Consider the following 20700-nt stretch of genomic DNA (forward strand, 5'->3'; position numbering starts at 1 on the left):
TTATTCACCCAGTTACATTTTACTGTTCCCCTTTCTTCTTGGATATGTCTATACAGTTCCACTAATTAGCCATAATAATTCATATTTATATACTTGCTATTATTCGTATGTCCGACTATAATTATACTGATATGATTTGTAGAAAGGACTTGGGTGTTATGGAATATATGTCTTGCCCCGAAGCAGCGAAGAAATGGGGAATTTCTGAAAGGCGGGTACAGGTACTTTGCAGAGAAAACCGCATACCGGGTGTTTCAAAACTTGGATATATGTGGCTGATACCAAAGGACGCTGAAAAACCGATTGACGGGAGAACAAAACGAGGAAAGGAGCTGCACCATGAATAAAGTTTTGATTATAGATGATGATAAAGAGCTTTGCGCTCTTATGAAAAAGTGCATAGAGCAGGAAAAATTATCAGCCGTAACTGTATATAACGGTATTGAGGGGGTTCGTCTAATTGATGAAAATAAAGATAGCTATTCCCTTATTATTTTGGACGTAATGCTGCCGGATATAGACGGGTTTCAGATTCTCCAAAAAATTAGAGATACAAGCAATATCCCGGTGCTTATGCTTACTGCAAAAAGCAGCGAAGAAGATAAGGTTTTCGGTCTGCGACTGGGAGCAGACGACTACTTGACAAAGCCATTTGGTATTAACGAGCTTTTGGCGCGTGTCAATTCCCTTATCCGGCGATATACCACCTTAAACCCCTTTACGGCAGACATAGACAGCATATCGTTGAAAGATATGGTAATTGACAAATTAAATCGTACAGTTACGGTCAAAGATATTCCCGTTTTGCTTACAGGAAAAGAATTTGATTTACTTCTCTTTCTTGCTTCCAACAAAGGACGAGTATTTACCAAAAAACAAATTTATTCACAGGTATGGGAGGAAGAATACGCTTTTGATGATAGCAATATTATGTCTTTTATTAGCAAATTAAGGAAAAAGATTGAGCCAGACCCCGACCACCCCTTTTACATTTTAACTGTCCGGGGTGTCGGCTACCGTTTTAACAAGGAGGCGTAACATGGATATAAATGTTTATCTTTTCATAGTGATAGCCCTTATGCTGCTTATTATTATGTATCTCCTTTTTGTCTTACGGCGTGTGCGGACACAGCTTGCGCTGATAAAAGACGCCTTAGAGGATATAAAGGGCGGGAATTTGAACCGACGTATTTTAGCAGGCGAAAACGATATGACAAAAACAATTTGCTATGACATTAACAAAATAGCAGTAAACAGTCAGGCGCAGCTTATACGGCAAAGACAATCTGAACAGGCATATAAACGGCTGATGACAAGTCTTTCACATGATGTAAAGACCCCGCTTGCTTCTCTTGTAGGTTATCTGGAAGCGGTTGAAAACAAAATTGTTATTGGAGAGGAAAAGGACGAATATATCCATGTCGCACATGAAAAAGCCCACTATATGAAATCCTTTGTGGAAAATTTGTTTGAATGGGTAAAACTGGATTCCGGAGAGCAGATTTTTCATTTTGAAAAATTTGACCTTAACGAGTTATCCCGCAACATTATAGCGGATTGGATTCCCGTCTTAGAAAGCAATCATTTTGAATATGAGTTTGTCATACCCGAAACAGAGTATTTTATTCACATAGATGTAAACGCATATACCCGCGTACTTAACAATCTTTTTCAAAATATTATTATCCATAGTGCGGGAGATAAAATGGCACTGCATATTTGTGAAGATATACAACAAGCTAAAATTATAATTTCAGATAATGGAAAAGGAATAGCTCCCGATAAGCTGCCACATATTTTTGAAAGAATGTACCAGTGCGACCAGTCGCGGTCTGCAAAGGGAAATGGTTTAGGACTGGCGATTGCTAAAGAGCTTATCAGTGTTCACAAAGGAACCATTACCGCTGAAAACAGCTCTGATAAAGGGACTGTATTTACTATATTGCTTCCCAAAGCCCTGTAAATAATGCGGGGCTTTCCTGCTATAAAACAAGAAAAAAGCAAGGTTTCGGCAAGGTTATGGCAAGGTTGATACTATATAATGGGAGGTAGAAAGGAGGAAAAGACAATGACTATCATTTCTACTGAAATGCTGAAATGGAAACGCAATAAGACAGTCTTAGGTATCTTTATTCTAACTGCAATTTTAGGAATATTCGCAGTTGAACGTGCTTTCAGTATATCAAGAAGTAGCTCACTAATGAATAGTTTTAGTGATTTATACACATTGGCATTTAAGAACCTTACAAGTTTGTTTCTGCCTATTGTGTTGAGTATGTTTGCAACCACATTGTTCTTTGATGAACAGAAAAATGATACCTTAAAAGGACTTCTGATTATTCCGATTTCCAAAACGCAACTTTATTTTTCAAAGATAGCAGTGGTAATTTTTATGTCATTAGCACTATGTCTGCTTACTTTTGCAATCTGTATTCTTGGCGGCTTTCTTGCAGGCGGCTTTACAGATTTGAATACGGAAACAATTTTACAGGCGGGATTATTATTTTTAGCCGGTGGCGTGTTAGTTCCACTTGCAATGCTCCCCGTTATTTTTTTAGCAACATTGGCAAAGGGATATGTTCTACCGATTGGGGCTGCATTACTTTATCTTGTGCCTGTCGTGCTTATTCCGTCGGGGATTATGGGACTGCACCCACTGGCGAGTGTTATGGGAATTTATCCCTATATTTCATCTGACGCAGCAGAAATGGTTAAGAAATGGGCGGGAGGAATAGAAATAACTATATCTCCGAATATCTGTTTAATTTCTCTTTTGGTAATTGGAAGTATTTCAGCCATTGTTTCCGTACTTGCATTGCGGAAACAGACCTATTGAAAGTGAGGATATATGATGAATAAATATGTAATTGAAACAAAACAACTGACAAAAACTTATGGAGAGCAAACGGTAGTCAATTCTGTTAATATCCATGTGAAACAAGGACAGATATATGGGCTGTTGGGGCGTAATGGGGCGGGTAAAACCACAATTATGAAAATGATTTTTGGGTTGACCGATATTACTTCCGGCGAAGTAGACGTATTCGGTCAAAATATCAAAGGGAGGGAAAAAAGAGTATATCCCCGGATTGGTGCTATTATTGAAACACCCGGCTTTTATCCGAATTTAACAGGTACGGAAAACTTGGAGATATTTGCAAAACTGCGCGGTACTGCTGCGCCAAATGCAGTAAAAAACGCCTTGGAGATTGTCGGTCTGCCTTATCGGGACAAAAAATTGTTTAGCAAGTATTCTCTTGGAATGAAGCAGCGTCTTGGAATAGCAAATGCTATTTTACATGACCCTGAACTGCTAATCTTAGATGAACCCACAAACGGTCTTGACCCGATAGGCATTGCAGAAGTAAGGGACTTTATTAAGACTTTAAGTATCGAGCGCGGAAAAACAATTCTTATTTCCAGTCATATTCTGTCCGAAATTGCACTACTGGCTGATGACATCGGCATTATTGACCATGGTGTACTACTGGAAGAAAACAGCATGAATGAGCTACAAAAGAAAAACAGTAAGTATATACTTCTGCAAGTTTCTGATATACCGAAAACTTCTCTTGTTTTGGAAAGGCAGTTTGGGGTTACCGAATATTCCGTACAGGACGAACACACCCTGCGGATTTATGACACTTCGTTGGATATGGCTGCTGTCAATAAAGCTCTTGTGGTACAGGATATAGCTGTTATCAGTTCTCAGCTATGCAATGATACATTAGAGGACTATTTCAAAAAAATCACAGGAGGAGAAGGAATTGCTTAGGCTGATACAGGCAGAGTTTCTTAAACTGCGTCGAAAAAAATTTATTGTGTTAATGCTGTTATCCGCTCTTTTCATGCCACTTCTTGCAGTTTTTTATTTCAGAAGTGCTGATAAAACAGTTATTGAACCATTACAATTTTATAAGTGGACTACATTCAGCTATACAGCTTGGATTATACTTCCTGTTGTATTGGGTTTGGTTTCTACTATGCTCATGTATGACGAAAATCAAAACGATATGCTCAAACAGTTGTGGATTATACCGATTAGCAAGACAGGATATTTTTTTAGCAAATTTATTGTTGTACTGTCTTATTCCGTTTGTTTTATGTTGCTTACAGCCATAGCGTCTGTATTTTTCGGTATGCTTCCCGGTTATATAACCTTTGAATGGAATAGTATCAGTTATCTATTTAAGAAATGTATTGAAATCGCCATACTTACCGCATTTTCCATATTACCACTTTTAGCGGTTGCAGCTGCCGGGAAGAACTATATACTCCCTGTATGTGTGACACTGGTTTACACCTTTCTTAGCTTTATTTTGCTTATGGTTAATATGTACCTACACCCTCTATCCAGTGCAACAGCAATTATCATGCGAGATATTCCCGGTGTTATTTTGGCACAGGAAGTCAATATTCCGGCTGCACTTTTTTGTATCGGTATATGGACTATTGTTTCTATCGTATTTGCGTACATTTCCTTAAAGCATAGAAAGTGAGTGATTGAATGATGAAAGAATTGATTTGGGCAGAACATCAAAAACTCCGACGTTCAAAAATTGTGTTGGTCGCCATATTCGCAGTTATTATGGTTGCAATTATTGTTTTTACTCAAGGGCAGTTTTCTTTTGGGGAAAAACGCTATATAGATGACGCAGGGTGGTTTATGAACGCAGCACAGTCTTTAGCAACTTTTTTTGTTCTTCCTGCGGTTATTGCACTTTTGGGGAGCTATATGATTTGTCGTGAGGAACAAGAAGATACTATTAAATCATTACGTTTAATTCCTATAAGTGAAGCTAAAATGACGATTGCAAAATTACTTATTACTTTTGCATTTAGCGTACTCTTTTATTTGCTGCTTTTCGGCATTACATTTTTAGTTGAAGTTATTTTACATTTTAGGGGCTTGTCTATCAAAATGATTTTAAGTTTTTTCAAAATCTATTTACTTGACGGCATTGGGATTTTCTTTGCTATTGCACCTGTTATTGCGGTTGTATCAAGAATAAAGAAAGGCTATTGGCTTGCTTTGATTTTTACAGTAATTTATTCTTTTGCAGGATTATTCACAAGTATATCCGATGTTCTTTCGGCTTGCTATCCTATTACTGCTACATTCAATATTTCCGGCTATTATTCTGCCACCTTTGGAGAAATCATTATTAGCCTTATGAGTTTGTTCTTTTGTGGATTGTTTTCTGTCTTGATTTTAATATCTAAAAAAACAATCAAAAATAAGTAATGATACAACCAACATCTGCCGGACGACGGCAAAGAAAAAAAGCCGTCGCAGAGCAGCCATATTTTCACGCGCCTATTCTATTTCGGCGGCTTTGATTTTCAGAGCCGCCGTTTCTTTTTGTCTGTACGACGACCCTTAACCATGTAGACATGGCGGCTTTAGGAGGTAGCCGCCATGAGTTATAAACCACAACAACAAATTCTTACATTCTTTGATTTATCAAAAAAAGCCCGACCGCCACCGGGGATATTCCTACCCTTAGATATGAACTATTAAATCATCTAAATACTTTTTATTATTCCTATGCGCCTGTCCGCGTTTTTTTGCGGACGGGCGCATTTTGTATGCTTAAAAAAATTTTTGAAAAAATTTCCGAAAATATTTGGCATTTTTTCAAAGCTCCGTATTACCCCGCGAAAAGGGGGAAGCACCACCAACTTTCAACGAGAAAGGAGGTGAGAATGTGGAACCTAATAGCAGGGAGTTTTATAAGCAATGTTCTTTTCAGAAGTATTGCAATGCGGTATTGCACAATGAAGCGTGCGACGCTCATAGAGAGCTTCGTACACATAAGGCAAAGGAAGTAACCTTTTCCGACATGACCTTAGATGAAGCGCGACAGCTACATACCTTTGATGAATATTTCAAACGGGAAACTGCTGAAACCGTCTTTGAAAAAGCCGGAAAGAAAATCACGCCGAAGTTGCTTCTTGAAGCAATCCGTACTTTGCCGGAAGAAAAGCGCAAAGCCATATTGCTGTATTATTTCGAGGGAATGAGCGATACAGAAATTGCAGAGTTGCTCAATACACCGAGAAGTACAATACAGTACAGACGGACAAGCTCTTTTGAACAATTAAGAAAATATTTGGAGGAAAATGCTGATGAATGGGACGAATGGTAATCAACCCGGCTACCCTGAAAATGCCCTTGTTCCTTATCCTGTCATTGTGGCAGCGACAAAGGGCGACCCGGACGCTATGAAAATGGTCTTGCAGCATTTCAGCGGTTATATAGCCCGTTTATCCATGCGAAAGTTATATGACGAGCGTGGAAATGTTTATTTTGGTATAGACAACGACATTCGGGAACGGCTGCAAGCCAAACTGATGATGGCTGTCCTCAATTTTAGAACAGAAAAATAACCGCAATCGGCGGTGGAACGTCTTTACTCCCCCTTTTCCGTTCCGCTGCTGACGCGGCAGCACAGCCATTTTGAACCTTGACAAAGAAAGCGACGCAAGAGAACGGCGACGCAGCATAAGGCAAATCGGATACGTTCCTTTTGTGCCGAGCCATGCGGTGGGTACGCCATGACCTTTTTCTTAACCGAAAAGCGAGCGAGAAATACCACACCGTAAAGTAGGGATAGCACCCTGCGGGCGATAACGCACAGAATATATAATGATACTTCCTTACAGCCATAGTCCGAGCGTTAGAAGCGTCGCAGGCAATGGGTAGGGCTTCGGCAGACCGCCGGAGGGGTGCAACTCCCATGAGGTTACGCTAATAGCCGTCCGATTAAAGCCTATGTCACAGATTGATTTTTGACCCGTTAAGAAAGGGGGACGACAAATTGAACAATAACGACGTGCCGATTTGGGAAAAGTACACGCTTACCATAGAAGAAGCAGCAAAATATTTCCGTATCGGAGAAAGCAAGCTGCGGAAACTGGCAGAAGAAAATCCCGTCCCGGACTGGGTAATGATGAACGGAAACCGTATTCAGATTAAGCGTAAGCAGTTTGAAAAAATGATTGATACGGTGGACGCAATCTGATAGTGAAATCGAGCCTTGAATGTGGTACAATGTAGTCAAGCATATCAAGGCTCTTTCCATTATGGAAAGGAGCATAACGATGTCGGAAAAAAGACGGGATAATAAAAATCGTATTCTCCGAACCGGAGAGAGCCAGAGAAAAGACGGAAGATATGCCTACAAATATATAGATACCTTTGGGAAACCGCAGTTTGTTTATTCTTGGAAGTTAGTGCCTACGGACAAAACCCCGGCAGGAAAGCGCGACGATATAGCGTTGAGGGAAAAAGAGAAAGAAATCCAAAAAGACCTTGACGACGGTATCGACCATATCGGAAAGAAAATGACGGTCTGCCAACTCTACGCAAAGCAGATACGCCACCGGGCAAATGTGCGGCATGGTACAAAGCAGGGGCGAAAACAGCTCATGCGGATTTTGCAGGAGGATAAACTTGGAGCCTGTCGGATTGAAAATGTGAAGCTCTCCGACGCAAAGGAATGGGCGTTACGCATGAAAGAAAAAGGTTACGGCTTCAAGACTATTAACAACCACAAGCGTTCCTTAAAGGCTGCCTTTTACACAGCCATACAGGACGATTGTATTCGTAAAAATCCATTTGACTTCCAGTTGAACACCGTCCTTGAAGATGATACGGAACCAAAGGAACCTCTATCCCCTACGCAGGAAGCGGCTTTTCTGTCCTTTGTGCAGCATGATAAAGTCTATCAGAAATACTACGACGAGATTATCATACTGTTAGGGACAGGGCTTCGCATTTCGGAACTCTGCGGACTGACGGAAGCTGACATTGACTTAGACAAACAGCTTATCAATGTAGACCACCAACTTTTGAAAATTGCAGACGTGGGCTACTATGTGGAAACACCTAAGACGAAAAGCGGCAACCGGGTTATTCCTATGAGTGAAAAAGTGTTGGAAGCATTTCAGCGGGTGCTGAACAAACGGAAATATGCACAGCCTATTATTTTAGAGGGCTACACAAAATTTCTGTTCCTTAACCGGAACGGCTTGCCAAAAGTGGCGGTCAACTATGAAAGTATGTTCCGAGGACTTGTGAGGAAATACAACAAAACGCAAAAGGTAGCATTGCCAAAAGTAATGACACCGCACACCTTACGCCACACATTCTGCACCACGTTAGCAAATGCGGGAATGAACCCCAAAGCATTGCAGTACATCATGGGACATTCCAACATCAATATGACGCTGAACTATTACGCGCATACGACTTCCGAAACGTCGATAACAGAAATGAAGCGGCTAATTGCATAAGTAGTAAACGGAGAATTTACTACTCCACATACTACTTTTGAACATCAAAACATACGGGGATATAAGAAGATTTGAGAGTATCTTCCATAACAAAAAATGCCGGAAAAGCCTGTAACAATAGGCTATACCGGCATATAAGAACTTTTGAAAAGATAATCAAAAATTACTTTGTGATTTGCTGAAAAACAAGAGGCAATTTTAATATGACAGAATGGGAAAAAGCGAAAAAGAGTATTCTAAATCAAATAAAATCATATATAATAGACGGTAGTTTGAAAGATTGATTGGAGGTCATGAATATGAATGAAATAATAAAAGCAATGGAAGAACGCCGCAGTATCCGTAAATTCAAACCGGACATGCCGGCAAAGCAGGATCTGGAGCAGATCATTGAAGCAGGTCTGTATGCAGCAAATGGCATGGGACAGCAGGCAACTATTACAATCGCTGTGACAAATAAAGAACTTCGCGATGAGTTATCAGAGATCAACCGCAAGATTGGTGGCTGGGATGAAGGCTTTGATCCATTTTACGGTGCACCGGCGATTTTGCTTGTGTTAGCAAATAAGGAGAGATCCACTTGTGTTTATGATGGAAGCCTTGTTATGGGAAATATGATGCTTGCCGCACATACACTGGGACTTGGAAGCATCTGGATCCACCGTGCAAAAGAAGAATTTGAGATGTCGGAATACAAGCAGTTATTGAAGAAATTAGGAATCGAAGGCGAATGGGAAGGAATTGCCCACTGTGCTGTCGGATATGCGGATGGAGAACTGCCGCAGGCAACCGACAGAAAAGAAGGAAGAGTATTCTGGATTGAGTAAAAAGGAACAGCGTTACACAATCAGAGAAAACAATATGCAAATCAGACAGTTGAAAGGAAGGACAGAAGAATGGCAGATATAGCAGATATTTATACAGCGGCAGCAGACCGCTATGAGAAGATGACATATAACCGTGTTGGGAGAAGCGGACTTAAGTTCCCGGCTGTGTCACTTGGATTGTGGCATAATTTCGGTTCAAAAGATAACTATGATAATATGAAAGCAATGTGCAGAACCGCATTTGACAATGGAATTACACAGTTTGATGTGGCAAATAACTATGGCCCGGTGTATGGAAGTGCCGAGAAGAGTCTTGGAAGGATTTTAAAAGACGATTTTATGCCATACCGGGACGAGCTGGTCATTGCAACGAAAGCAGGATATGATATGTGGGATGGTCCTTATGGGGACGGCGGCAGCAGAAAATATCTGATGGCAAGTCTTGATCAGAGTCTGAAGCGGTTAGGATTGGATTATGTAGATGTATTTTATCATCACAGAATGGATCCGAATACACCACTGGAAGAGACGATGGATACTCTTACCGATATTGTGCGCAGTGGAAAAGCACTGTACGCAGGCGTATCAAATTATAACGAAGAATATACAAAACGGGCGGTAGAGTTGCTGCGTGAAAGACATTGTCCGTTTATCGTAAATCAGCGCCGCTATTCAATTTATGACCGGACGATTGAAGAGGATGGTGTAAAAGACTGTTGCAGGGAAAACGGTGTTGGAATTATTGCGTTCAGTCCACTGGCGCAGGGGTGTCTGACAGATAAATACTTGCATGGAATTCCAGAAGACAGCCGCGCAGCGAGAGATCCGCGATTTTTACACAAATCCGATATTACAGCGGAACTGGTAAAGAAAACAACAGCGTTGAATGAAATCGCAAAGCTTCGTGGACAGTCACTGGCGCAAATGGCGCTTGCGTGGATTTTAAAAGATGGAGACGTATGTTCCGTATTGATCGGAGCATCCAGACCGGAACAGATCCTGGATAATATTGCAGCATTGCAAAATATATCATTTACAAAAGAAGAACTGGATGCGATTGATCGGATCAGCAAAGCATAAAGATGATGCGGAGGAAAAGGAAAGAGCCATTAAAAGTTAAAAATATGTAACAAATGCTACGAAAATATTTTCAAAATATAGTATAATAATAGCTGAAAAACAGAAAAACTAACTTTAAGAAGAATAGAAGAAAGGACGATAGATATGGCAGTGATTCATGTGACAAATGATACTTTTGAACAGGAAGTATTACAGGCAAAAGAACCGGTACTGGTTGATTTCTGGGCAACCTGGTGTGGACCGTGCCAGATGGTGGGACCGATCATAGAAGAGATTGCAGAGGAAAGAACAGATATTAAAGTGTGCAAGATTGATGTGGATGAGAACCCAGAGATTGCAAGACAGTACAAGGTATTTTCCATTCCGATGCTGTTTGTATTCAAGAATGGAGAAGTGGCAGCCAGAACCGTAGGCGCACAGTCAAAAGAAGCTATTTTAGAGATGCTTTAGAATAATAAAAATAAGAGGCAGGAAATATGTAGTGGGTGATTCCTCAAAGGTGCGTAATATTTCCTGTCTCTTATTTTATCCAAGAATTTTCCGGTTTTTGTATTTAAATAGTAGAGCTGGATCCTACAGATTTAACAAAAGAACAGCTGAAAGAAATTATAGAAGATTTTGCAAATGCAGCGGAGCGGGCAAAACGTTGCGGATTTGACAGTCTGGTTGTGCATAGAGCGCATGGACAGCTTCCGGGGTGTTTTTTATCTAAAGTGATTAATCGAAGAACAGATGAATATAGTGCGGATACAATTGAAAATGCATCAAGATTTACAAAAGAACTTTTAGCAGCAATTCGAAAAAAAATAGGAAATACAATGGCAATTGAATATCGAATCAATGCAAGTGATATGGTAGAAGGCTCACCGTCATTGGATGATGAGATTGCATTTGCCCGGGAAATTGAAGATAAAATTGATTTGCTGCATGTATCGAGAGGTCTGCATGCAATGCAGAATCTTGCACCATATATGAATCAGCCATTACACTATCCGCATGGAATCAATCTGGAAGATGCAGCTAAAATGAAAGAAAAATTACAAATTCGTATTCCGGTCATTCCGTTATTTAATCATGATGAAGAAAATATCAGAAAGACGGCAGAATTTTGTAAAGAATTAGGAGATGCAGTTACAATGATTCAATTATTGCCGTACCATAATCTTGGAGTAATGAAATATCTTCGCATCAGTGATAAACCGGTGGCTGAGGCGACTCCGCCGAGTGAAGAATACATGCAGAAGTTGAAAGGTATTATGGAAGAGTATGGACTAAATGTTTCCATTCATTAAAAAAGAAGATTATAAAGGAGAAGATACCGTGGTGTGCTGTATATCAGTGCAGAACAGTATCTTCTTTTTTTGTAATGGTGGTTTATTTGTGCTAGAATAGAAACGACTAGTTACAAGGAGAAAATCAATGAGAGAAGAGAAGATGAAATACGAACGACTCAGTAAACGTGCGATGTGGTGCATGTATGTGTCGACCGTGATCTTAAGTGTTATTCTGCTGGCAGCGATCATCTGCGTAAATGCATTCTGGCTCAGTCCAAAAGATATCCGGATTGGCGAGATAATATCCTTGGTGCTCGTTGTTCTGATCATTCTGAACTGTGTGATCAGCCCGTATTTCCGGTACCGGAGATATGGTTATCACATAGATGAAGAATGTATAGATACGGTCGAAGGGTATCTTTTCATAGAACGCAATATTGTTCCGATGGAACGGTTACATAAACTGCAGGTGGAGAGAGGTCCGGTTGCCAGAGCATTTGGTGTGGCAAATGTAGTTGTGACAACAGCAGGTGGAGATGTAGAGATCAATCTTCTGGAAGATGAAAAAGCGGAACAGATCGCAGAGAATTTACAGAAGCGGATCAATCAGATCGCAGCGGAGGAAAAACATGGAAACGACAGAAACGAAATTTAGAAACCATATCTCCATTGTGATTGAACGATTTGGAACTATATTTATTGGAATCGTGATTGTACTTGCAGGGTCGGCACTGGATGACCTGAAAGAAATTGTAAAGCATATGGATAATCTGAAAGAACATCTGGCAGATGAGTTTGCGGGAGCCAGTCTGTTTCTTGTATTGTTCCTGATTGCTTTATTCTGGCAGCTCCGCCGTTGGGCGAAAACTTATATTTCTATTCAGGGGCAGGCAATCGTGATTGAGAAAAATACATGGAACCGCAAGGTGCAGACGATCGGCATCAAGCATATTTCCAATGTCAATCTCTCACAGAATATTCTGGAAATGATGCTTGGCACATGCACTGTGAAACTGGATACAGACAGTTTCTCAACGGCAGATGATACAGACGTAAAACTGGTGCTGAAAAAAGAAAAAGCAGAGTGGTTCCGTCAGACGGTTTTTGCGATTATGGAGTCGGAAGGTAACCGTTCCGGGGCAGAAGTTTATGCGCAGGATACGAATCATCAGATAGAAAGTGGCGCGTATAAAGAAACTGCCGGGATAACAGATGAGGAAAACGGTAAAAACATCACAGAGACAACGGTGACAGCAAATGTAAATGATATGATCTGGCATGGAGTGTTTGCGATTAATTTATTTGCTGTTTTGCTTGCAGTTGGAGGAATCGGAGGCTCCGTATCAAAGTTGCTTTCTGGCATACAGGAAGGAATTTCAGGACAAAATATTCTGGAAATAATATCAGGTTGGGCGGTAGCATTTTTTATCGGCGCAACAGCAGTCTGGGATACGGTGAAGGATTTTATTAAGTATTATCAGTATCAGGTTACACGAAAAAGTGATAAGATCTATATTTCTTACGGACTTTTAAAGAAAGTAAGCTATGTAATTCCGGTAAAGCGGATTCATGGCGTAACGGTGAGACAGACATGGATTGCAAGGATTTTTAAGAGATACCGGGTGGAACTTATCAATGTCGGAATGGGAGATGACGACGAGGAAAAGGATGCATTTTTCCTTTTGTATCAGAGCCGGGCAGACGTGATTGAAAAAATGCAGAAACTTTTGCCGGAATTTGCAGAAGCAATAGAACTTCCGATGCAGAGACAGAAGAAGTCGGTTATCCTTCTTAAGGCAATCCCGGCAGTGATCTGGGCAGTTATATTATTGGCAGCAGATCAGCTTGCGAAAGAGATCATAGGAGCGCATTTTCTGTGGATCAATCTGGTGTGTGCCGGTGGATGGCTGGTTGTACTGGTGATACTTGCCGGTGGATATGTTACGGATGCATTTGCTTGTGATAAGAAGAGTCTGGCCGTATCAAGCGGTGTATTTGGTCGAGAAACCACATACATGCATTATCCGCAGATCCAGTATTTTTCAGTTAATCAGAATATAGTGGCAAAGAAATTGCGTGTTGTGAAGGGAAATGCATATCTTCTTGCGTCGGCATCGGATTCCAGACATGATCTTCCGTATATGCCGGAAGAGGCTGTGGAAGAATTGAAAGAATATTTGCTTGCAAGGTAAGAGAAGAGCGCATTATACTAAGAATATCAAAGATGTGCAGAAAAATAATATAGCATGCGTTTTGGAATGCATAGTTCGTAGTAGAAATGTGGAGGGCATTTTGAAAAAGATATTGTAAAATGAGTGGTCGAGAAGAACAAAGGAGAGAGTATGATAGAGACTGGTGTTGTAAATGGAAGATTTCAGGTATTGCATTTAAAGCATATGGAATATATTCTGGCGGCAAAGATGCGGTGCCGGAAACTGTATATCGGGCTTACGAATCCGGACGGGAGAATGACCGGCGATTCGGTAAATGATCAGAACCGATCCACAAAAGCGGCAAATCCGCTGACGTATTTTGAACGTTATGAGATGATAAAAGGTGCCATGCAGGAATTTAAAGTCCCTGAGCAGGAATATGATATTCTGCCGTTTCCGATTAATTTTCCGGAATATATTGCAAATTATATGCCGGAAGATGCGACGTATTTTATGGGACTCAGTGATGCGTGGGATGAAGAAAAATATAAGATCCTGCGAAGCTTGAAGCTGGATGTAGAAGTTCTCTGGCGAAGAGAAGAAAAAGACCGCGGAGTCAGTGCTTCATGGGTGCGAAGCTGTATTGCCATGGATGAAGAATGGGCGCATCTTGTCCCGAAGAGCGTGTATAAGTATCTGACGGAAACACATCTCGTGGACAGGATCAAGCATCTGGAGAAAATCCGGATCGAAGAGAAAATGGTGCTGTAAAAATAGCAGAAAAAAGTATTAAAAAATAGAAACAATATTGGTAGATAGTGAAAAAGCATTAATAGTTAAAAAACGCCTGCCATTTGCAATATATTTCACTGGCACCGAACATTCAGACCATTTGTGGATATATCAATATAACAGGATGGCAGGCGCTTTTTGAAACTACTCTTCTACGAATTTTACTGCAGTTCCGTAAGCCATGATTTCAGCAGCACCCTGTACGACAGTACTGGATGCATAGCGGATATTAATGACGGCGTCGGCACCGCATTTTTCGGCTTCTTCGCTCATGCGCTTTGTGGCGATGGCACGGGCTTCATTCATCATTTCTGTATAAGAAGTAAGTTCACCGCCTACAAGTGTCTTAAAGCTGTTTACAAGGTCTTTTCCAAAATGTACAGACTGGATCATATTTCCTTTTACAAGTCCGATCATTTCAAATTTCTTTCCGGTTATATAATCTGTGTTTACTAATATCATAAATAAAATCCTTTCTGATTAATGTTAAGATGTTAGGGGAAAATCCTGACATCTTGTTAATTAAATTGTCAAAGTAGTTACGGATGACCTATGGCAGTCGTTATTACAGATAAACCGCCAGACTGACCCGAGCCGGACTAGCTCAGATGCAGGACATCCTTAATGGTATAATATCCAGGACCTTTATTAGCAAGATATGCTGCGCAGTCGCAGGCGCCTCTTGCGAAACATTCCCAGTTGTAGCAGTGGTGAGTGATTTCCAGACGTTCTCCCATGCCACCAAAGAATACAGTGTGGCTACTTGGAATATTGCCGGCGCGCAGAGAATGATAACCGATTGTTCCAGGTTCTCGCGGAGAAACTCCTTCTCTGCCGTATACAGCGATATCGGATAATTCTTTGCCAAGTGCATGTGCCATGGTCTCACCCATTTCTTTGGAAGTACCGCTCGGTGCATCTTTCTTCCACTGATCATGCATCTCAAGAATCTCAATGTCCAGTTCTTCCCCAACTGTCTTTGTGATAAATTCCAGAACTTTATTCATGACATTGACGAGTTTGGAAGTGTTGGCTGCATAGAGCATTGGAATAGAAGAAGCAGCATCTTCAAAACGTTTCATCTCTTCGTCGGAGAAACCGGTAGAACCGCAGACCAGACCTTTTTTATGTCTGATGGCAAGATCCAGAACTCCCATAGCCATCTCTTTAGTAGAAAAATCGATGATCACATCGCATTTGTCAATAACGGATTCGAGATCATCTACAACCGGAACATGCAGTTCTTTTCCGACCATTGCGACAGTTCCGAGATCTGTTCCGATGTAATCGCGCCCTTTTGGACCGATACCGGCAACCAGTTCCATGTCATCACGGGAGGCTGCAACCTGTGTGATCAATTTGCCCATTTTCCCTCTTGGGGCTGTTACGATAACTTTCATAAATGTAAACTCCTTTCGTATACGTTTTCAACACGTACCGGGAAATCCCTTTTAATAATTTCAGTTTACCACAAAAGACGAGCAGGAGTTGCATTTTTTTCAGAAAGAGGCTATAATTCTTTTTATAATCTTGAGAGGAAATTTACAGAAAATAAGAGGTATAGAGCATGAAGAAAAGAGTAGTCGTTGCGCTGGGACATCGTGCCCTTGGTACGACCTTGCCGGAGCAGCAGGAAGCAGTTAAGAAAACATCAAAAGTAATCGCGGATCTGATCGAGGACGGATATCAGGTTGCCATTACACACAGCAACGCACCGCAGGTAGGTATGATCCATACAGCGATGAACGAATTTGGAAAAGTACACGAGAACTATACAGCGGCGCCAATGTCTGTATGTTCTGCCATGAGCCAGGGCTATATCGGATATGACCTTCAGAATGCGATTCGCGAGGAACTTTTAAACAGAGGCATTTACAGAACAGTCAGCACGATCCTGACACAGGTAGTTGTGGATCCATATGATGAAGCATTCTATACACCGACCAAGATCCTTGGACGTTATATGAATGTGGAAGAGGCAAATGAGGAGCGTAAGAAGGGTAATTATGTAGTAGAGGAACCAGGCAAAGGGTTCCGCCGCATCGTGTCTGCACCGAATCCGGTACGCATTGTAGAGATTGATGCGATCAAGGCTCTTCTGGATGCAGATCAGATTGTTATTGCATGCGGTGGTGGTGGTATTCCGGTTCTGGAACAGGATAACCATTTGAAAGGTGCAAGCGCTGTCATTGAGAAGGATCTGACTGCCGGAAAGATGGCAGAGGATACACAGGCAGACGAGCTGATCATTCTGACGAGTGTAGATCAGGTGAAGATTAATCTCGGACGTGACAATGAAGAAGCACTGGGCGAGATTTCCGTAGAAAATGCGAAGAAATATATGGAAGAGGGACATTTCGGAGAGTATAATATGCTTCCGAAGTTAAGTGCTTCTGTTTCTTTCATTGAAAAAGGAGAAGGAAGAAGCGCACTCATTACTTCTTTTGATAAGCTTGGCGAAGCTTTAAAAGGAAAGACAGGAACTAAGATTTCTTAAGAAATTCGTTTAAAATGTCTGCAATCTGGTTATACTACCGGAAAAATGAAGGAGGTAACCGATGAAGGCAAGAGTGATGGATGGCTGCATTTCCTGCGGTGCATGTGTGACAACGTGCCCGGAAGTATTCTCGTTTGATGAAGATGGACTTGCGGAAGCATGTGGAGAAGTTGCATCGGAATATGAAGAAGCAGCAAAAGAAGCAAGAGATGACTGTCCGGTATCTGTGATTGATATTGTGGAGTAATAAAATGCGAAGATAAACTGGGGTATGGTGAAGAACTGTACCCCTGTTTTTATTTATCGGGAAAGAACTTTCCTGATATATAAAAACGCTCCACCAGATGTGCACCCGTACGAATAGTCAGCGTGCTGCATATAATAAATATAAGAATAATAAGAGCGGAAGTGTCAGTGTGCGTTTCAGTGAATTTCAGGAAAAAGAAGTGATCAATGCGTGTGACTGTTGCAAACTTGGATATGTAGAAGATCTGGTCATAGATGAGAAAAAAGGAAAAATTGAAGCAATCATTATACCAAAAGGGCGGGGGATCTGTAATCTTTTCTGTGAGGATGGAGAATACATCATTCCATTTGCCTGTATCAAACGGATTGGACCGGATATTATTCTGGTTGAAATGCATGAAGAAAAGTAAAATGTTTCTTTTGATGTTTGACTTCTCTAAGAGCAACCGATATACTAAAAGATAGAATGTATGAAAGGAATTTAGTGTGATGAAATGTCCATATTGTGGTAATTCAGATACAAGAGTTATAGATTCAAGACCGGCGGAAGAAGGCAATTCTATCCGCAGACGCAGATCCTGTGATGCATGCGGGAAACGTTTCACGACTTATGAAAAGATAGAGACGATTCCGCTGATCATTATTAAAAAGGATGATAACAGAGAACAGTATGACCGAGGCAAGATTGAAAGAGGAATTTTAAGAGCTTGTTATAAACGTCCGGTATCGGCGGCAAGGATCCAGAAGACAGTGGAAGCTGTGGAGACACAGGTGTTCAGTCTGGAAGAGAAAGAGATTGCAAGCAGTACGATCGGGGAGATCGTTATGGATGCGCTGAAAGATCTGGACGAAGTTGCATATGTAAGATTCGCATCTGTATATAGGGAGTTTAAGGATGTGAATACATTTATGGATGAATTGAAAAAGATTCTGGACGGACAGGAACAATAAAGTTTTATAATATTCTGTACAGGATATTATATAGTGAGATGAGTACAAATAGACAGGGTGATTAGACTATGAGAACATATAAATTAACGATTTCCTATGATGGAAGCAGGTATCAGGGATGGCAGCGGCAGGCGACGACAGACAATACGATCCAGTTTGTACTGGAATGGAGCATTGGCAAATTAGTCGGATACCGCGTGCGTGTAGACGGTTCGGGGAGAACAGACGCCGGAGTACATGCAAGAGGTCAGGTGGCAAGTGTGAAGCTTTCCAAATTGTATGATCCACAGGAGATGAAGGATTCGTTGAACCGTTATCTCCCGGAGGATATCCGTATCGTGAAGGTGGAACTGGTGCGAAATGGATTTCATGCCAGAAAAAGTGCCAAAGGCAAGAAATATGAATATTATATTGACTGCAGAGAAAAACCGGATGTATTTTCCAGAAGATACTGCTATCATTATCCGGAAAAATTAGATATAGAAGCGATGCGTGAGGCCGTGCCATATCTGCTGGGACCGAAGAACTTTACAAGTTTTACGGATGATAAGGATTGCAAAGATCCGATCCGCAAGATCACCAATATCAAGATTGTAAGTTCCGGTGAGAAGGTGCGTATCACTTTCTATGGAACTGGATTCTTATATCATATGGCACGTATCTTGACAGGTACTTTGCTGGAAATCGGTACCGGCAAGCGTGAGGCATCGATGCTTCCGGTTGTGATTGCGGCAGAAGACAGAAGCCTTGCCGGATTCCTCGCGCCAGCCAGAGGTCTGTTTTTAAGAAAAGTGTATTATTAGAAGGAAAACGAACAGATGAAATGTATATCATGGAATGTAAATGGAATTCGTGCCTGCGTAAAGAAAGGATTTCTTGATTTCTTCAAAGAAGCGGATGCAGATATTTTCTGTATTCAGGAAACGAAGATGCAGGAAGGACAATTAGATCTGGAGCTGGATGGATACGAACAGTACTGGAATTATGCCGTGAAGAAAGGTTATTCCGGAACGGCGGTATTTACAAAAGAAAGGCCCCTTGCTGTTACTTATGGCATGGCAATTGAAGAACACGATCAGGAAGGCCGTGTAATCACACTGGAGTATGAGGATTTTTATTTTGTGACAGTGTATACGCCGAATTCACAGAGCGAACTGGCAAGACTGGATTACAGAATGACATGGGAAGATGATTTTCTCGCTTATCTGAAAGGGCTGGAAGAGAAGAAACCAGTGGTTTTCTGTGGGGATTTGAATGTTGCACACAAAGAGATCGACTTGAAGAATCCGAAGACGAACCGTAAGAATGCCGGATTTACAGATGAAGAACGTGGAAAATTCACAGACCTTCTTGCAGCAGGATTTACAGATACATTCCGTTATCTGTATCCGGATGTGGAAGGAATTTATTCTTGGTGGTCTTACCGTTTCAGCGCAAGGGCAAAGAATGCAGGATGGAGAATTGACTATTTTTGTGTATCGGACTGCCTGAAGGATAAGATTGAAGATGCGAAGATCCTGACCGACGTTATGGGATCGGATCATTGCCCGATCGAACTGGACATTGCATTATAGTGAAGAGAGGAAGAGACGGATGGATAGTCGTGTATCTGTAATCAGCATTATTATAAAAGATGAAGAGGCAGCAGTAACGGTGAATGAACTGCTTCACGAATTTAGAAATTATATTGTCGGAAGAATGGGCATTCCGTACCGGCAGAGAGAAGTGTCGATCATCAGTGTGGTGCTGGACGCGCCGGGAGATGTGACAAGCTCTCTTTCCGGAAAACTTGGAATGTTAAAAGGAGTCAGTGCAAAGACACTGACTGCAAAGTTGTAAACACGACGATTTGAAAATTAGAAATATTTAGAATGCAGTGATGGAATAATAAAAAGAGCGGAATCACCGGCTACAGCCGGTTGATTCCGCTTTGTAATTCGTCTGCCCATTTCCGAAGATTGTATGTACGTCCGCCAAATAATTTTAAGATGACACCGGTTGGGTGTTCATGTCCGGCAAATGCATTTGCTTCGTCTGTATCGACGTGCATGGCGAGTGCAAAGTCCGGGTGTACACGGACAACAACATCAGCAAAGATCAGAGAGCGTTCAAAACTCTCCATAATGACGAACACTTCATCTTTGTCTTTGACATTTAACTGGACTGCCTGCACTGGAGTCATGTGGATATGGCGCTTTGCAACAATCACACCGTGATCGAGTTCAATCTCACCGGCAGGACCGAGCAGCGTGCAGCCGGGTGTGCCCTTCGTATCGCCGGATTGACGGATGATGCCCGGAATGCCGAGCTTTCGTGAATCAGTCATGGAAATCTCCACCTGTGTCTCATTACGGAAAGGTCCAAGCAGAGCAACATTTTCAAATGTTCCTTTCGGACCTTTGATCGTAACGCGTTCTTCACAGGCATACTGACCGGGCTGGCTCAGATCTACCCGGTGGGTGATCGTTTTCCCTTTCCCAAATAAGTGTTCAAAATCTTCCTGGCACATATGGATGTGTCTTGCGCTTGTTTCGATTGGTATTGCAAGTCCCATAGTATCTGAGCCTCCTTCTATTATCTGC

The 20700-nt window shown here is 41.4% G+C and carries 28 protein-coding genes; 25 read left to right on the forward strand and 3 right to left on the reverse strand.

Going from position 1 to position 20700, the window contains the following annotated elements; all coding sequences use genetic code 11:
* The first annotated feature begins 158 nt into the window (after nucleotides 1-158).
* The 18 genes from DXC04_RS01080 to DXC04_RS01170 all read left to right on the forward strand — a co-directional run bounded on the left by DXC04_RS01080 (nucleotide 159) and on the right by DXC04_RS01170 (nucleotide 14403).
* A complete protein-coding gene (locus DXC04_RS01080) occupies nucleotides 159-347 on the forward strand; it encodes a helix-turn-helix domain-containing protein (protein ID WP_025578756.1) in 189 nt (62 codons plus the stop codon).
* Complete coding sequence (locus tag DXC04_RS01085; RefSeq protein WP_005933804.1) at nucleotides 340-1038, forward strand: response regulator transcription factor; 699 nt, start codon at nucleotides 340-342, stop codon at nucleotides 1036-1038. The genes DXC04_RS01080 and DXC04_RS01085 overlap by 8 nt, the downstream gene beginning before the upstream one ends.
* 1 nt (nucleotide 1039) lies before the next feature.
* Nucleotides 1040-1963 (forward strand): sensor histidine kinase, encoded by a 924-nt coding sequence (locus DXC04_RS01090; protein WP_005933807.1) that lies wholly within the window; start codon nucleotides 1040-1042, stop codon nucleotides 1961-1963.
* A 105-nt stretch (nucleotides 1964-2068) separates the two neighbouring features.
* Nucleotides 2069-2836 carry an ABC transporter permease gene (locus tag DXC04_RS01095; RefSeq protein ID WP_021421428.1) on the forward strand — a complete coding sequence of 256 codons (768 nt, stop codon included), beginning with the start codon at nucleotides 2069-2071 and terminating at the stop codon, nucleotides 2834-2836.
* A gap of 15 nt (nucleotides 2837-2851) precedes the next feature.
* On the forward strand, nucleotides 2852-3775 hold the full coding sequence (locus DXC04_RS01100) for an ABC transporter ATP-binding protein (protein WP_118659574.1): 924 nt from the start codon (nucleotides 2852-2854) through the stop codon (nucleotides 3773-3775).
* Nucleotides 3768-4499, forward strand: coding sequence for an ABC transporter permease (locus DXC04_RS01105; protein ID WP_021421426.1), 732 nt, complete (start codon nucleotides 3768-3770; stop codon nucleotides 4497-4499). The genes DXC04_RS01100 and DXC04_RS01105 overlap by 8 nt, the downstream gene beginning before the upstream one ends.
* Nucleotides 4500-4507: 8 nt before the next feature.
* Nucleotides 4508-5245: an ABC transporter permease gene (locus DXC04_RS01110; protein ID WP_005933814.1), complete on the forward strand. Its 738-nt coding sequence runs from the start codon at nucleotides 4508-4510 to the stop codon at nucleotides 5243-5245.
* 463 nt (nucleotides 5246-5708) lie between these two features.
* The gene (locus tag DXC04_RS01115; RefSeq protein WP_021421424.1) at nucleotides 5709-6149 is read left to right on the forward strand and encodes an RNA polymerase sigma factor; all 441 of its coding nucleotides are present in this window, start codon (nucleotides 5709-5711) and stop codon (nucleotides 6147-6149) included.
* Nucleotides 6130-6390, forward strand: coding sequence for a helix-turn-helix domain-containing protein (locus DXC04_RS01120; protein WP_005933821.1), 261 nt, complete (start codon nucleotides 6130-6132; stop codon nucleotides 6388-6390). The genes DXC04_RS01115 and DXC04_RS01120 overlap by 20 nt, the downstream gene beginning before the upstream one ends.
* Nucleotides 6391-6821: 431 nt before the next feature.
* A complete protein-coding gene (locus DXC04_RS01130; protein WP_009905235.1) occupies nucleotides 6822-7025 on the forward strand; it encodes an excisionase in 204 nt (67 codons plus the stop codon).
* 79 nt (nucleotides 7026-7104) lie between these two features.
* Nucleotides 7105-8298: a site-specific integrase gene (locus DXC04_RS01135; protein WP_055152828.1), complete on the forward strand. Its 1194-nt coding sequence runs from the start codon at nucleotides 7105-7107 to the stop codon at nucleotides 8296-8298.
* Between the two features lie 299 nt (nucleotides 8299-8597).
* Nucleotides 8598-9125 carry a nitroreductase gene (locus tag DXC04_RS01140; RefSeq protein WP_118659576.1) on the forward strand — a complete coding sequence of 176 codons (528 nt, stop codon included), beginning with the start codon at nucleotides 8598-8600 and terminating at the stop codon, nucleotides 9123-9125.
* A gap of 69 nt (nucleotides 9126-9194) precedes the next feature.
* Entirely contained in the window at nucleotides 9195-10205 is a 1011-nt protein-coding gene (locus DXC04_RS01145; RefSeq protein ID WP_199692511.1) for an aldo/keto reductase, read from the forward strand.
* A gap of 144 nt (nucleotides 10206-10349) precedes the next feature.
* Nucleotides 10350-10655: a thioredoxin gene (trxA, locus tag DXC04_RS01150; RefSeq protein ID WP_021860886.1), complete on the forward strand. Its 306-nt coding sequence runs from the start codon at nucleotides 10350-10352 to the stop codon at nucleotides 10653-10655.
* Nucleotides 10656-10771: 116 nt separating this feature from the next.
* On the forward strand, nucleotides 10772-11497 hold the full coding sequence (locus DXC04_RS01155) for an oxidoreductase (RefSeq protein ID WP_207722410.1): 726 nt from the start codon (nucleotides 10772-10774) through the stop codon (nucleotides 11495-11497).
* Nucleotides 11498-11624: 127 nt separating this feature from the next.
* Nucleotides 11625-12134 (forward strand): PH domain-containing protein, encoded by a 510-nt coding sequence (locus DXC04_RS01160; protein WP_243112075.1) that lies wholly within the window; start codon nucleotides 11625-11627, stop codon nucleotides 12132-12134.
* Nucleotides 12109-13671, forward strand: coding sequence for a PH domain-containing protein (locus tag DXC04_RS01165; RefSeq protein WP_158580408.1), 1563 nt, complete (start codon nucleotides 12109-12111; stop codon nucleotides 13669-13671). Before DXC04_RS01160 ends, DXC04_RS01165 begins: the two co-directional genes overlap by 26 nt.
* A 123-nt stretch (nucleotides 13672-13794) precedes the next feature.
* The gene (locus DXC04_RS01170; protein WP_243112076.1) at nucleotides 13795-14403 is read left to right on the forward strand and encodes a nicotinate-nucleotide adenylyltransferase; all 609 of its coding nucleotides are present in this window, start codon (nucleotides 13795-13797) and stop codon (nucleotides 14401-14403) included.
* Between the two features lie 165 nt (nucleotides 14404-14568).
* Here DXC04_RS01170 and DXC04_RS01175 read toward each other — a convergent pair whose 3' ends face one another.
* Both DXC04_RS01175 and dapB read right to left on the reverse strand, forming a co-directional pair.
* Nucleotides 14569-14886, reverse strand: coding sequence for a YbjQ family protein (locus DXC04_RS01175; protein WP_021860879.1), 318 nt, complete (start codon nucleotides 14884-14886; stop codon nucleotides 14569-14571).
* 137 nt (nucleotides 14887-15023) lie between these two features.
* Nucleotides 15024-15824 carry a 4-hydroxy-tetrahydrodipicolinate reductase gene (gene dapB, locus DXC04_RS01180; RefSeq protein WP_118659582.1) on the reverse strand — a complete coding sequence of 267 codons (801 nt, stop codon included), beginning with the start codon at nucleotides 15822-15824 and terminating at the stop codon, nucleotides 15024-15026.
* Nucleotides 15825-15991: 167 nt separating this feature from the next.
* Between dapB and arcC the strand changes: the two genes are divergently transcribed.
* The 7 genes from arcC (at nucleotide 15992) to DXC04_RS01215 (ending at nucleotide 19957) form a co-directional block, all read left to right on the forward strand.
* Nucleotides 15992-16921 (forward strand): carbamate kinase, encoded by a 930-nt coding sequence (gene arcC / locus DXC04_RS01185; RefSeq protein WP_021860877.1) that lies wholly within the window; start codon nucleotides 15992-15994, stop codon nucleotides 16919-16921.
* A 61-nt stretch (nucleotides 16922-16982) separates the two neighbouring features.
* A complete protein-coding gene (locus DXC04_RS01190) occupies nucleotides 16983-17168 on the forward strand; it encodes a ferredoxin (RefSeq protein ID WP_021860876.1) in 186 nt (61 codons plus the stop codon).
* A gap of 97 nt (nucleotides 17169-17265) precedes the next feature.
* A complete protein-coding gene (locus tag DXC04_RS01195; RefSeq protein WP_330426405.1) occupies nucleotides 17266-17577 on the forward strand; it encodes a PRC-barrel domain-containing protein in 312 nt (103 codons plus the stop codon).
* Between the two features lie 79 nt (nucleotides 17578-17656).
* A complete protein-coding gene (gene nrdR / locus DXC04_RS01200; RefSeq protein ID WP_021860874.1) occupies nucleotides 17657-18118 on the forward strand; it encodes a transcriptional regulator NrdR in 462 nt (153 codons plus the stop codon).
* Nucleotides 18119-18186: 68 nt separating this feature from the next.
* Entirely contained in the window at nucleotides 18187-18921 is a 735-nt protein-coding gene (gene truA, locus DXC04_RS01205; RefSeq protein WP_021860873.1) for a tRNA pseudouridine(38-40) synthase TruA, read from the forward strand.
* A gap of 15 nt (nucleotides 18922-18936) precedes the next feature.
* Nucleotides 18937-19692 (forward strand): exodeoxyribonuclease III, encoded by a 756-nt coding sequence (locus DXC04_RS01210; protein ID WP_117536790.1) that lies wholly within the window; start codon nucleotides 18937-18939, stop codon nucleotides 19690-19692.
* 19 nt (nucleotides 19693-19711) lie between these two features.
* The gene (locus DXC04_RS01215; RefSeq protein WP_021860871.1) at nucleotides 19712-19957 is read left to right on the forward strand and encodes a TM1266 family iron-only hydrogenase system putative regulator; all 246 of its coding nucleotides are present in this window, start codon (nucleotides 19712-19714) and stop codon (nucleotides 19955-19957) included.
* Between the two features lie 70 nt (nucleotides 19958-20027).
* On the opposite strand, the gene DXC04_RS01220 is transcribed toward DXC04_RS01215, so the two are convergent.
* Nucleotides 20028-20672, reverse strand: coding sequence for a PduL/EutD family phosphate acyltransferase (locus tag DXC04_RS01220; RefSeq protein WP_118659584.1), 645 nt, complete (start codon nucleotides 20670-20672; stop codon nucleotides 20028-20030).
* Between the last annotated feature and the right edge of the window lie 28 nt (nucleotides 20673-20700).

Source organism: Dorea sp. OM07-5 (assembly GCF_003481355.1).
GTDB lineage: Bacteria > Bacillota > Clostridia > Lachnospirales > Lachnospiraceae > Dorea_D > Dorea_D hominis.